Source organism: Flavobacterium sp., assembly GCF_031381455.1.
Taxonomy (GTDB): domain Bacteria; phylum Bacteroidota; class Bacteroidia; order Flavobacteriales; family Flavobacteriaceae; genus Flavobacterium.
Genome location: NZ_JANMXZ010000034.1, coordinates 1 through 14,639 on the forward strand (window position 1 = coordinate 1; position 14,639 = coordinate 14,639).

At 37.7% G+C, this 14,639-nt stretch carries 9 protein-coding genes; 5 read left to right on the forward strand and 4 right to left on the reverse strand.

The window, feature by feature from the left end:
* The 5 genes from RMN97_RS08160 to RMN97_RS08180 all read left to right on the forward strand — a co-directional run.
* The coding region (locus RMN97_RS08160) for a glutamate synthase-related protein (RefSeq protein ID WP_309614030.1) at positions 1-1,584 on the forward strand (1,584 nt) is incomplete at its 5' end.
* Between the two features lies 1 nt (position 1,585).
* Positions 1,586-3,040, forward strand: coding sequence for a glutamate synthase subunit beta (locus tag RMN97_RS08165; protein WP_309614031.1), 1,455 nt, complete (start codon positions 1,586-1,588; stop codon positions 3,038-3,040).
* Positions 3,041-3,163: 123 nt separating this feature from the next.
* Complete coding sequence (gene lysA, locus RMN97_RS08170) at positions 3,164-4,366, forward strand: diaminopimelate decarboxylase (protein WP_309614032.1); 1,203 nt, start codon at positions 3,164-3,166, stop codon at positions 4,364-4,366.
* Positions 4,367-4,545: 179 nt separating this feature from the next.
* A complete protein-coding gene (locus tag RMN97_RS08175; protein ID WP_309614033.1) occupies positions 4,546-4,938 on the forward strand; it encodes an energy transducer TonB in 393 nt (130 codons plus the stop codon).
* A 78-nt stretch (positions 4,939-5,016) separates the two neighbouring features.
* Positions 5,017-5,373, forward strand: a complete 357-nt coding sequence (locus tag RMN97_RS08180) for a VOC family protein (RefSeq protein WP_309614034.1) — start codon at positions 5,017-5,019, stop codon at positions 5,371-5,373.
* A gap of 202 nt (positions 5,374-5,575) precedes the next feature.
* On the opposite strand, the gene pafA is transcribed toward RMN97_RS08180, so the two are convergent.
* The 4 genes from pafA to RMN97_RS08200 form a co-directional block, all read right to left on the reverse strand.
* Complete coding sequence (gene pafA, locus RMN97_RS08185; protein WP_309614035.1) at positions 5,576-7,186, reverse strand: alkaline phosphatase PafA; 1,611 nt, start codon at positions 7,184-7,186, stop codon at positions 5,576-5,578.
* Positions 7,187-7,302: 116 nt separating this feature from the next.
* Positions 7,303-9,192 (reverse strand): OmpA family protein, encoded by a 1,890-nt coding sequence (locus RMN97_RS08190; protein ID WP_309614036.1) that lies wholly within the window; start codon positions 9,190-9,192, stop codon positions 7,303-7,305.
* A 10-nt stretch (positions 9,193-9,202) separates the two neighbouring features.
* Positions 9,203-10,156: a type IX secretion system membrane protein PorP/SprF gene (locus RMN97_RS08195; RefSeq protein ID WP_309614037.1), complete on the reverse strand. Its 954-nt coding sequence runs from the start codon at positions 10,154-10,156 to the stop codon at positions 9,203-9,205.
* Positions 10,157-10,173: 17 nt separating this feature from the next.
* Positions 10,174-14,639 (reverse strand): gliding motility-associated C-terminal domain-containing protein (locus tag RMN97_RS08200; protein WP_309614038.1); only part of this gene is annotated, 4,466 nt, incomplete at its 5' end.

The window sequence follows — 14,639 nt, forward strand, 5'->3', positions numbered from 1 at the left end:
CGAAATTCAACGCCTTATGTTGGACTGATTTCTCCGCCGCCACATCACGACATTTATTCGATAGAAGATTTATCACAATTGATTTTTGATTTAAAAAATGCCAATCGCGAAGCACGAATTAATGTGAAATTGGTTTCCGAAGTAGGTGTAGGAACAATTGCTGCCGGTGTTGCCAAAGCGAAAGCCGATGTAATTCTGATTTCGGGTTACGATGGTGGAACTGGTGCCGCACCATTAACATCGTTGCAACACACGGGAATTCCATGGGAACTTGGATTGGCAGAAGCACAACAAACTTTAATTCTGAATGATTTGCGAAGTCGTGTGGTTCTTGAATGTGACGGGCAATTAAAAACGGGTCGCGATGTTGCCATTGCTGCTTTGCTTGGCGCAGAAGAATTTGGTTTTGCAACGGCTCCGTTAGTAGCTTCGGGTTGCATTATGATGCGCGCCTGTCATTTGAATACATGTCCTGTTGGTATCGCCACTCAAGATCCTGAATTGCGTAAAAACTTCAAAGGAACACCGGAACACATCATTAATTTTATGTATTTCATTGCTGAAGAATTACGTGAAATCATGGCACAACTAGGCTTTAGAACATTAAAAGAAATGGTGGGACAATCTCAAAAATTGAACGTCAACAAAGCCATCAAACATTATAAAGCCAGTGGTTTGGATTTATCGACCATTCTTTACAAACCGGAAAAAGCTAAAGTCGTTCCAAATCACAATACAACATCGCAAGACCATCATTTAGAACATGTGCTTGATTTTGAAATTATAAAAGCGGCAATTCCTTCTATTTATAGAAAAGAAAAAACCCGGATTAATTTTAAAATTAAAAATACAGATCGTTCCGTCGGCGCCATTTTAAGTAATGAAATCTCAAAAATATATGGTGCACAAGGTTTACCCGAAGACACTATTTTAATAGATTTTGAAGGCTCAGCCGGGCAGAGTTTTGGTGCTTTTGCTACAAATGGTTTGTCGTTTAAAATTCACGGAAACTGCAATGATTACTTGGGCAAAGGACTATCAGGCGGAAAGCTGATTATCAAAGTTCCGCCAACAGCGACTTTCAAGCCAGAAGAAAATATTATTATTGGTAACGTTGCATTATATGGAGCAATTACCGGAGAAGCCTACATAAACGGAATTGCGGGTGAGCGTTTTTGCGTTAGAAATTCAGGCGCAACTGCTGTTGTGGAAGGCGTTGGAGATCATGGTTGTGAATATATGACTGGTGGAACTGTCGTCGTTTTAGGAAAAACAGGTCGGAATTTTGCTGCCGGAATGAGTGGTGGCGTTGCCTATGTTTTTGACAAGAAAAAAGAATTTGAAAAAGGCTTGTGCAATATGGAAATGGTTCAACTGGAACCATTGGATGAAAATGATTTGACACAGCTTAAAAGATTAATAAAAAGACATTCGCTTTTTACCAATAGTCCATTGGCGAAACTGATGCTCGACGATTGGGAAAATCAAAAAAAACAGTTTATCAAAGTAATGCCAACCGATTATAAAAAAGCATTGCAAAGATTATCAGAAGAAAAACAAATAGCAGCATTAATAGCAAATTAAGATGGGAAAGTTAGGTGGATTTAAAGAATACGACAGAACCGACGAAAGCAATTTGGTTGTTCAAGAACGTGTTTCAAACTACAACGAATTTACAATTCCGTTAGGAAAAGAAAAAATAAAAGAGCAAGGTTCAAGATGCATGGATTGTGGTATTCCCTTTTGTCACAGCGCCTGTCCATTGGGGAATTTAATTCCCGATTTTAATGACATGGTGCATCAGGAAGAATGGCAAAGCGCTTTAGAAATTTTACAATCGACAAATAATTTTCCTGAATTTACGGGAAGATTATGTCCGGCGCCATGTGAAAAATCATGTGTATTAGGCATTATCAGCGAACCGGTTGCGATTGAAAATATTGAAAAAAATATAGTGGAAAGAGGTTTTGCCGAAGGTTGGATAAAACCACAACCACCGGAAATCAGAACTGGAAAAACCGCAGCCGTAATTGGTTCCGGTCCAGCCGGATTAGCAGCAGCACAGCAATTAAACCGTGCTGGTCATTTGGTAACTGTTTTCGAAAGAGACAATGCTATTGGCGGTTTACTTCGTTATGGAATTCCAAATTTTAAACTGGAAAAAGCCATCATCGACAGACGCATCGCTATTCTTGAAGCAGAAGGAATTGTGTTTAAAACCAATGTCAATGTTGGTGTAAATTATAGCATAAAGCAACTCAATTCATTTGATGCCATTGTTTTGTGTGGTGGCGCAACCGAAAGAAGAAGCATTCCAACAAGAGGCATCGAAAGCAAAGGAGTTGTACAGGCCATGACTTTTTTGACACAGCAAACCAAAGCATTATACGGAGAAACTGTTCCAAATCAAATAACAGCAAAAGGTAAAAACGTAATTGTAATTGGTGGTGGCGATACGGGTTCTGACTGTGTTGGAACTTCTAACAGACAAGGCGCAAAATCGGTAACGAATTTTGAAATTTTACCAAAACCACCAGAATACAGAAGCGAAACTACGCCTTGGCCCTTTTGGCCTTTGCAATTAAAAACATCCTCTTCACACGAAGAAGGCTGTGATAGAAACTGGCTCATCAACACCAAAGAATTTATTTCTAATGACAAAGGAGAATTAACCGGATTAAAAACTGTTGAAGTGGCTTGGAAAATGACACCAGGAGAACGTCCACAACTTGTTGAAAAAGCAGGTTCTGAAAAAATATGGCCATGTGAATTAGCTTTATTGGCACTAGGTTTTACTGGACCAGAGAAAACGTTAAGCGATCAATTAGGAATTGAAATCGATTTCAAAAACAATTACAAAGCCAAAAACTATCAAACCAATATCCCAAATATTTTTACTGCTGGCGATATGCGACGCGGTCAATCTTTAATCGTTTGGGCTATTTCAGAAGGACGAGAAGCCGCGAGGGAAGTTGATAATTATTTGATGGGTTACACCAATTTACCAACCAAAGGAAATGGCGATTTACCAAATTTGTAAAAATACCAAAATCTGCATAAAATCATAAAACTATTGTCATTACTGACATCATAGACTATCTTTGCCACCCGAGTCTCGTCCTAAAGACGAGACGAATTGAACGAAGTTAAAAAAAATAAAATCATGCAACCCAAAGAATTACTAGACTTAGCAGAACAATTCGGAAATCCTTTATACGTTTATGATGCCAATAAAATTGAACTTCAGTACAAGCGCTTAACCAATGCGTTTAAAGTAGAAAAGCTTCGCATCAATTATGCGATGAAAGCCTTGTCGAATATTTCAATTTTAAAGCTACTAAAGAATTTTGGTTCCGGATTGGATACGGTTTCCATTCAGGAAGTGCGACTGGGTTTGCATGCGGGTTTTACGCCTGACCGAATCATTTTTACGCCAAACGGAGTTTCCTTTGAAGAGATTGAAGAAGTTGCTGAAATGGGCGTTCAAATTAATATTGACAACCTTTCTATTTTGGAGCATTTTGGTGCCAAACATCCAAAAGTTCCGGTTTGTATTCGTATTAATCCGCATGTGATGGCGGGTGGAAACGAGAACATTTCTGTGGGTCATATTGATAGCAAATTTGGGATTTCTATTTATCAGATTCCACATGTTTTAAGAATCGTTGAAAATACTAAGATGAACATCAACGGCATTCACATGCACACAGGTTCTGACATTTTGGATATTGAAGTGTTTTTGTACGCATCTGAAATATTATTCGATACCGCCAAACAATTTAAAAATTTAGAATTCCTTGATTTTGGTTCCGGATTTAAAGTGCCTTATAAAAAAGACGATATCGAAACCAATGTAGAAGAATTGGGTAAAAAACTAACCAAACGCTTTTTGGCTTTCGAAAAAGAATATGGCCGCGAGCTGACCTTGGCTTTTGAACCCGGAAAATTTCTAGTAAGTGAAGCCGGTTTCTTTTTGGCAAAAGTGAATGTGGTAAAACAAACTACATCGACTGTTTTTGCCGGAATTGACAGTGGTTTCAACCATTTAATCCGTCCAATGTTTTATGGTTCACAGCATTATATCGAAAATATATCCAAGCCAAAAGGCAAAGAGCGTTTTTATACTGTTGTGGGTTATATCTGTGAAACCGATACGTTTGCCAACAACCGCAGGATTGCCGAAATTCACGAAGGCGACACGCTTTGCTTTAGGAATGCAGGTGCTTATTGTTTCTCGATGGCGTCTAACTATAATTCGCGTTTCAAACCTGCTGAAGTATTGTGGAAAAACGGCAAAGGTCATTTGATTAGAGAACGCGAAACCTTTGATGATTTACTGCAGAATCAGATAATGGTAGACTTGTAATAAAAAATCCCGCCTCGTTCGGTAAATGAGACGGGATTTTTTATTGTTTGAAAGTTTTATTGTGAGAATTATAAGTAGCGTATTTTTTTTAGTATATTAGATTTTGTAGAATGTGACTTCTAAGTATTAGTGAGTTATTGGACATTGCAAGCTACTTGATATTAATAAATAAATTCACTATGAAAAAAATAATCACATTACTTCTTCTGTTTTATAGCATAGCTGCCTTTTCTCAAACTGTTGAAAAGCAAGAAGACAACAACATATACAACACCGCCGGACTTGATGTTAAACCTGAATTTCCCGGAGGATTAGATAAATTAAATGCGTTTGTAAATGAAAGTTACCTAAAAGCCGGATATGCATCGGAAATAAAAGGAAAAGTATATGCAATTTTTGTAATAGAAAAAGATGGTTCGCTTAGTGATGTAAAAATTCTTCGTCGGGTTGATCCTCCTAAAGCTGCAGCATTGATTCAAATATTAAAAAGTTTACCAAAGTGGAACCCGGGAAAACAAAACGGAAAAGTTGTTAGAGTACTTTATTCTCTTCCGTTAGTGATTGGTAGTTAAAGATTAATAATTTTGAGTACTCGTAAAAAAACTACTTTTGATAATATCAAATGATAGTATCAATGAAACCACCTTACTATGCTCACACACATCAATCCAAAACTTCCCATGCGTGATAAAACTGTTACTTGGGACTATTATGTAAACCAATTGGGCTTCGAGCTTTTTGGAAGTGCGGATTATGATGGCTATCTAATGGTACAAAAGGACAGCATTCAAATTCACTTTTTTGAATTCAAAGAACTTGATCCAACCGAAAACTATGGACAGGTTTATATTCGGGTTGATGGTATTGATAGCTTTTACCAAACTTTACTTGACAAAAAAGTTAGGATTCATCCCAATGGTTATTTAGAAGCAAAACCTTGGGGACAGAAGGAATTTTCTTTACTTGACCCAGATAATAATTTGTTGAAGTTTGGGGAAAGTATATAACAATAAGAACATAATCTTTTTATTCAACCAGATTTTGGTTGAATTATATAAAGAAAACCCCGAAATCAACTTTCGCGGTTTTTATGGCATTTTTTGAATTAAAAAGCACTTCGACAAGCTCAGTGTGACATTTGCATATCCAATTGATTATAGATTGTCAGTCTGAGCTAGCTTGTGCTGACGAAGAAAGTAAAGACATTTTTTATTTATCTAAAACTTCCAAAAGCACTTCACTCTCTGTACCATTCGGAATAGTGATTTTTAGTTTTTGAGATAAGGTTGGTGCAATTTGTGTTATTACTTTTTTATCATGGGTTTCTCCTTTTTTGATGTTCCAGCCAAAGAAAATGCACGGCACATGTGTATCATAAGTATAAGGTGCTGCGTGTTCTGTTCCTGTAGGTTTGCCCTCAAGAAATCCAGGTTTGTCTAAAATTACTAAATCGCCATTTTGAGAAACATCATACCCTTTGGCAATACAATTCAGAAAATAATCTGCGCCTGTGTTAGCTAAAATCTCTTCTTCTGTATAAACTCTTTTGACTTGCTCCTGACTCATTAGAAAGTCTTTGAAAGCTTGCTTAACCACTTTTAAATCCAATGATTTCGATTTAATAATCTCTCTGTTGAAATACAGGTTAAACTTTGTATAATTCAACACTAAATTCTCTCCGAAAGTAGCAACAGAAAAATCTTTTAAAGCCGTACGAATTTCTTTGATTACAATATTATCCACATTGTATTTGTGTTCTTTTAGGAATTTTGGCGTTTCCGCGGCAGCATGATCGGCTGTCAGGAAAACTAAATAATTCCCTTTCCCAACTTTTTTATCTAAATAGTTTAAAAAACTGGCTATGTTTTGATCCAAACGCAAATAAGTATCTTGAACTTCCATAGAACGCGGTCCAAAATCGTGACCAATATAGTCACTAGCCGAAAAACTAAAGGTCAAAAAATCCGTAACATTGTCTTCTCCCAATCCTTCTTTTTCAATAGTTCTTATAGCGAACTCCTGAAGCAAATCATTGCCAAAAGGAATCGAACGGAATATATCACCACCTTTCTTTTCATACATTTTATTCAAATCATACGGAAAAACGGGTTTAAATCCGAACAACTCGCTTTCATGTGGATTGTCATCTGCTAAACTCTCATTATAGGTTTCTATTGGTCTAAATAAATCCCAACCCTTTTTGAGATAAGGCAGATAATGCTTTTCGTTATTAAACTCCGTTACCCAATCAGGTAATTTATCGCCATAAAATGTACTTGAAATAAAATTCCCGGTATCGCTGTACCAAAATGCCCAATTCGCAAAATGGCCAGCCGGAAGAATAGAACCTCTGTCTTTTAAGCTTATACCAATGACTTTTCCTTTGAAATTGGTTGACAATCGCAACTCATCTGTAACGGTTGTAGACAAAAGGTTTTTGGGTGACATTTCGCCTTCTTCTTTTTTACCATCTCCAAGCATACTAACTGATTTATCATCTGTACAATACATTCCTTTTCCGAGCTTTCTATTGAACCAATCATTACCCATGATTCCGTGAACTGAAGGCGTTGTTCCAGTATAAATAGAAGCATGTCCCGGTGCAGTCGAAGTTGGCATATAATTGAAATGCATATTATAAAACGTAAACCCTTCATTCATCAATCGTTTAAAACCGTTTTCGGAAAAATCACTTTGAAAGCGATACAGGTATTCCATTTTCATTTGGTCGACCACAATACCAACTACCAATTTTGGTCGTTGTTGTGCTGTTAGGTTTGAAATAACGAATAAGCATACGAATGGAAGAAACTTTTTCATTTGTAGTAATTGTGAATTACAAAAATACAGATTCGGGATGAATAGTTGACAAAAAAATGCACCCCGATCAAGTGTGCATTTTCCTCAAAAATTCAATATTTAACAACAACTAACTCCTATTTCAAAATCATAAACGTACATCTACGATTTGTGGCATGCTCAGCTTCTGTACAATCGTTTTTAGGGCAAATGATCAATGGCTTGGTTTCACCATAACCTATTGAACGCAGCTTTTTTCTATCAATTCCATTTTGTACCAAGTATTCTAATGCTGATGCGGCACGTTTATTTGACAACCTTAAATTATAAACTGCCGATGCACGTGAATCGGTATGTGAACCAATTTGAATTTCCATATATGGATATTTTTTCAACAAGCTTACCAAGACATCAAGTACTTGCGCTGCTTGTGGTTTGATATTCCATTTATCCAAATCGAAATAGATGTTTTCCAGTTCGATAAGCACTGTTCCGTCATCTTTTTTATTGATAATGTCTTCTGCATCATAATATGACTCGACTTTCATTTGAAGGTCTATGTAGACTTTTCCTTTTTGACTGGTGTCAAATTCGGCTTCGGCGGGAATATAAAAATCTTTGAAAGCCATGATTTTGTATTTCTTGTTTGGCTCCGTATTGAAGGTAAACGTACCATCTTTACCTACCAAAATTTCCTCCAGAAGATTACCTTTGTCATCATATAATTTAACTGTTGCGCCAGGCAAAAGTTCGGTTGATTTTAAATCTCGAACTTCACCTTCAACCAGATATTGCAATTTATTTTCTTCCTGAATAAAAGTGTATAAATTATCATCGCCTGTTCTATTGGACGCAAAATAACCTTTATTATTTTTCTCATCCAAAATGAAATTAAAATCATCCATTTCGCTGTTAATAGTTGAACCCAGATTGAGTGGTTTGTCAAATTCGGTGTCGCTCAATTTTAAGCTCATGAAAACATCTAAGTTCCCATTGCCCTGATGTCCGTCAGAAGCGAAATAAAGTGTTCCGTCTTCAGTTACAAATGGGAACTGTTCTCTGTGAATGGTGTTAATAGTTTCACCTAAATTTCTTGGCTGGCTGAAGGTTCCATCTTCATTTATATCGACCACAAAAATATCCATCGAGCCTATCGTGCCCAACATATCGCTGGCAAAATAAAGTTTCTTTCCGTCTTTCGTCAGGAATGGATGTTCCACCGAATAAGAATCGCTTGAGAATGGCAGCATCGTAACATTCGTCCATTTTCCATCAACAAATTCGGCTTTATATATTTTAATCATTGCCACTCTTTCTTCACCAATTTTAACCTGCTTCTCAGCACTTCTGTTGAAATACATTGTTTTACCATCGGCACTGAATGTCGCAGAACTTTCGTGTTTCTTCGTATTTATAATAGCAGGAAAAGGTTCCACTTTTACCAATTGCCCTTGACTATCAACTGATGCGGAAAATAAATCCAAATACGGTTTGTCATTCCAACCATAGGCTTTCTCTTGTGCATTTCGTGTAGATGCAAACGTTACTTTATCGCCATAGAAAGAAATTCCGAAATCGCCGTTGGTTTTGTTTTTTGACATGATTTGCAACTTGAAACTATTTGGTGTGTTTCGGGTGATGTTCTTCATAAATTTCGGAGTATTTTGATCAAACCCTAAATACTCCGACATCATGGCGTCGCCTTTGTCAAAATCTTTTGTCCCTTTAAGTGCGTTGGCATATCTGAAAAGCACCTCTTTTTTCACGCTGTCTTTGAAGGTAAAAAATAGTTGTCCGTAGGCACGAACCGCATTGGTCATTTGGAAATTGTAATAATAACAATCTCCTAAATTTTGCAACACTTGTTTGGTTTGCTTTGTCTGAATTACTTGCTCATAAGCTTCGGCAGCTTTAACATAAGACTTACTTGCAAACAAAGTGTTGGCTTGTTTAACACTGACTTTTTTTTGGGCAAAAAGAGTGGTGATACTGCAAAAAACAAAAAGTATGTAGTAGAATTTTTTCATCATTTTCATTTTAAAAGAATCGTGGTGATTTATCGTATCCTTTGCCTGAAAGTTTACCTAAATCTATATCAAATAGTAAAAAGACTTCATGCGAACCAGAATTAAAATCTCTCAAATTGGAAAGCGTATAATCATACGAATATCCTATTCTGAGTGTTGGCGTGATATAAAAACTAGCTAAACCGCTAACCGAATCACCCATTCTATAACCAACTCCGGCTTCAAATTTATTATTGATTAACACATTGGTTGTTAAATCTAAAGAAACTGGTGCGCCTTCAACTCCTTTTGCCATAAAGGCTGGTTTCAGTTTGAAGTTATCATTTCCGTTAAACGTAAATACATAACCACCTGTCATAAAAAAGTGAACCGATTCTACGCCACTTCCGGCATGTCCGTTTATGGTTTCAATATGTCTCGACGTCATTAAATTGGGTGCTGAAAATCCAAGATAATAATTGGATCCAAACAAATACGTTCCGACTCCGATATTAGGAAACGTTTGGTTGATGTTATTCTGAAATGCCGGATCCGGAACTGAGTCAGTAAGCACAAATCCGTTAAAATTTGTATCGAACAAGGTAACTCCGGCTTTTAATCCAAAAGACAGTTTAGTAGTTTCGCTTAAAGGTAAAACATAGGCAAAGTCAGCAAAAATATTATTCTCTTTAACCACATCTCCTATTTCATCATGAACAACTGAAATTCCTATTTCTACTCTTTTGGATAACGGTTTGTGGGCAAAAAAGGTTTGTGTTGTTGGTGCGCCTTCTATTCCAACCCATTGTGCGCGATACAATCCTCCCATATTTATCACATCAGCATTATCTGTTGCATAAGCAGGATTCATGACACTCATATTATACATATAGTGAGTAAACTGTGGATCTTGTTGCGCTCGTAATTTTGATGTTAAAAAAACAACAAGTAGTACTAAGAGATATTTAATAATTTTATGTTTCATAGTTGCACTCATTTCTCCTATCTGTTTAGATATACTCGTCCTTGAATAGGTTTTTTTGTTCCGTCATTGAAATTCAGTATATAGAAATAAACTCCGGTTGGCAGTAATTTATCACCTAAATTCAAACCACTTTCAGTAGTTGTTCCGCCCCAATTTTCTTTGTTTCTATTTCCGGTATAGATTAAACTACCATAGCGATTGTATATTTCTAATTTGAAATTTGGAAATAAAATTGCAAGATTTGGAATTTCAAAAGTGTCGTTGATTCCATCATTGTTTGGAGAGAATCCATCCGGAATGATAACATCACAAATCGTTAAATCAACAGTAACCGGAAGACGTAGGCTTTCACAACCATTAGCGGAAACTACAGCCCCATAATATGTTGTTCCATTTATCAATACCTCAGAAGGACTGTATGCTGTTCCACCTGTTAATGCATCATACCAAATCATAGTTGGCGTACCAACAATATTTGCTGATAAGTCGGCAATGGTTGGTGCAGGAACATTGGTTCCGCAGAAAAGTTCTCCTCTATTAATTAACGTCGGTGCCGGGTCAGATATTACATTGAAATTACCTAATAGTGCACCTGCTCCAGATATTCCACAAGTATTACTTGGAGAATTTAGGCTAGTAATTTGAACTGTAGTTTGTCCATTATTTACTATGCTTACACCGGGAATGGTAAATGTTGTTCCACCATTTGTAAACGTTACCGAAATAGTCGCAGTTCCTGAATTTGCTCCCGACAATTGATAGGTTAATGAATAAGTTCCATTAGGTAAATTACTAATTCCGGTTATGGTAACATTACTATCAGAATTAGGGCAAGTATCCTGAGCTGAAACTATGGCTCCGGTTGTACTTGGAATTGGATTAATGGTGAAAGTTGCTGAAGCATTTTCACTTGTATTCGTACAACCTGTCGCCGCTATTATTCCGGTAACAGTTAATGTATAATTCCCGGCAATTGTGAATGTAGTTGACGGAATGGTAAATTGCCCAACTCCTGAAGTTATAGTTACATTTCCTGAGTTTCCTGCTACCGGAGTAGCGCCTGGAATGGAATAATTAAATTGATAAACTCCGTCCGGTAGATTAATTGCACCGGCAATATTTACAACTACATTACTTCCAAAACAAACATTAGCAATGCTTAAATTTGCATTATCAATATCTGCCAAAGGCCTGATGATTAGTTGTGCAGCAACATTTGTTAATGTACTAGCGCATGTTGTTGTATTATTTACAATGCTGGTAAATGTAATTACCGTTGTTCCAACATTAGGAATCGAGGCTGTTGGAATGGTAAAACTTCCAATAGTTGCAGCAATTGTAACCACAACGGATTGAGCAGGTAAAGTGTTGCTTCCGCTTAAATCATAATTTAAAGTATACGTTCCATCAACCATTCCGTTAAGATTCACTACGGCATTGGTTCCAATACATGTTGGGGATGTTGAGATGTTCAACGTTGTTAATTGTGGATTGGCAAAAACGGTAAATTGTACCACTTCAGTATCTGTACCACAGGTGTTTGTTACAGTATAAGTATAACTATAAGTTGCGGCTGAGAAACCGATAATATTTATTGGAGATGTTACGACTTGCGACGCGCTATCTGTCCAAACTCCGCCAGTACTTTCACCTGTTAAAAGAGCATCTAAATCCATTATACCTGTTGATGGACATACCGAAGTCAGACCTGTAAATGTTCCAGCTGATAATGGAGCAACGACAGCAAAAGTTGCATTTGCATCTTCTGTTGTATTAGAACAGCCTGTTGTGGTAGTAATACTGTTAATGGTAATCGTATAACTTCCAACTGTTGCAAAAACAGAAGCCGGAACAGTGAACTGACCGCTACCTCCTGTAATTGTAACGTCTCCGGAATTTCCAGTTGTTGGAGTTCCTGTTGGAATACTGTAATTGAATTGATAAATTCCGTCTGGAAGATTTGTCGCATTAGAAATAACAACAGTTGCTACACTTCCAATACAAATTGTAGAAACTGCAATATTGGTATTATCAATTTGAACTATCGGATTGATAACAATTGTTCCACTAACATTGTTCAAAGTAACCTGACAAGTAGTAATCGTATTTTGAATAGTGTTGAATGTAATTGTGGTTGTACCAATAGTAGGAACATTAGTTGTTGGAATAGTAAAACTTCCATTACCGCCCGAAATTACTACCGTTACGTTTTGGTTAGAAAGTATGTTGCTTCCGCCTAAATCATAATTTAATGTATACGTTCCATCTACCATTCCAAATAAATTAACTGTCACATCTAAACCAATACAAGCCGGAGAAATGGCAATATTGGAAGAAGTTAATATCGGATTTGGTAGCACTGTAAATTGTACATCTTGTGTATCTGTTCCACATGAATTTGTAACCGAATAAGTATAAGTATAAGTTCCGGCTATAAAGGCACTAATATCTACAGGAGTAATCACCGACCATGTGCCGCCAGCATCTTGACCTGTTAATAAAGTATTCAAATCTATGGTTCCAACCGATGTACAAACCGGAGCAATAGTAACTGCATTACCAGCATTTGGTAAAGGATTTACAATCACAGTTACTATTGAAGTTGCGTTTGAACAAGGAGAAGTTCCCAATACTGTATAAGTGAAATGATAGGTCCCAACTCCAACTGTTGATGGGTTGAAAATATTGTTTACCAATGCGCCAGTAGCATCATCATCACTCCAGTTTCCGCCATTTTGAGTTCCATCTAAACCTGTAAACAAATCTAATGAAGTTACATCTGGACAAGTATTTAAAGTCTGACCAACTCCTCCACTATTTGGAGCTGTAATTATAGAAACTGCTACCGTTGAAGTGGAAGGTGTAACACAAGTACTTCCGACTGTATAAGTATAAGTTCCTGCAGTATCGATTGCTGGGTCAAAAAATCCTGTACCGCTTGTTAAAGTAGGTGACCAAGTCCCTCCTGCTTGTGGTGTTCCTCCAAGAGAAAGAATTAAATCTTCTGAAGAACCATTTGAACAAAATGTTTTATGTCCATCTGTTCCGGCATCCGGAATTGGGTTCACTGTTACCGATATTCTAGCTACGTCATTTGAACAAGGTGCAGTTCCAGATAAAGTATAGGTATAATTTCCTTGTGGATCTACTGCTGGATCAAATACTCCAGTTCCACTCACCATTGCTGGTGCCCAAGTCCCTCCAGTTTGTGCATTTGTACCTAATAATAAAAATAAATCTTGAGAAGGATTATTTATACAAATCACAAGTGAATTATCAGTCCCTGCTTCTGGTCCTGGTGTAACTACAACCGTAACGTTAGAAGTATCATCAACACATGGTGTAATGCCTGTAATAGTATAAGTATAAATACCTGATGTATCTACTGCAGGATTAAAAATCCCTGTGCCACTAGTTAAAGCTGGCGACCAAGTTCCTCCAGCTTGTGGTGACCCTAATAACGAATCAAATAAATCCACCGAATTTTGGTTAGAACAAATATTCAATGTCCCATCATTTCCAGCAACAGGTACTGGATTAATTACAACTGTGGTTTGACCAGGTAAACTTGGACAAGTCGTGGAGGTATTAGTGATGATAACACTATAAACGCCTGCAGTTGTGGTGGTGAATGTTGCTACGTTTCCGGGATTAGATGCTCCTGATGGAACGGTCCAGGTGTAAGTATATGTTCCTGCCGGTGTTGGCGTGGCCGTTACTGTCGCTGGTGTTCCGGCACAAACTGGAGGACTAGTAACTGCTACTGTTGGTACCGGATTAATAACAACGGTGGTTTGACCTGGCAAACTTGGACAAGTCGTGGTGGTATTAGTGATGATAACACTATAAACACCTGCGGTTGTCGTAGTGAATGTCGCTACGTTTCCGGGATTTGTTGCTCCCGATGGAACTGTCCAGGTGTAAGTATACGTTCCTGCCGGTATCGGTGTTGCCATTACTGTCGCTGGTGTTCCTGCACAAACTGGTGGGCTGGTTACTGTTACTGTTGGTACTGGATTAATAACAACTGTTGTTTGTCCCGGTTGACTTGGACACGTTGTAGTGGTATTGGTAATGATAACGCTATAAACACCTGCTATTGTGGTAGTGAATGTTGCTACGTTTCCGGGATTTGTTGCTCCCGATGGAACTGTCCATGTGTAAGTATACGTTCCTGCTGGTGTTGGCGTGGCTGTTACTGTAGCTGGTGTTCCGGCACAAACTGGAGGACTAGTAACTGTTACTGTTGGTACCGGATTAATAACAACGGTGGTTTGACCAGGTTGACTTGGACAAGTCGTGGTGGTATTGGTAATGATAACACTATAAACTCCTGCGGTTGTGGTAGTGAATGTTGCTACGTTTCCTGGATTTGTTGCTCCCGATGGAACGGTCCAGGTGTAAGTATACGTTCCTGCCGGTGTTGGCGTTGCCGTTACTGTAGCTGGTGTGCCTGCACAAACCGGTGGGCTGGTTACTGTTA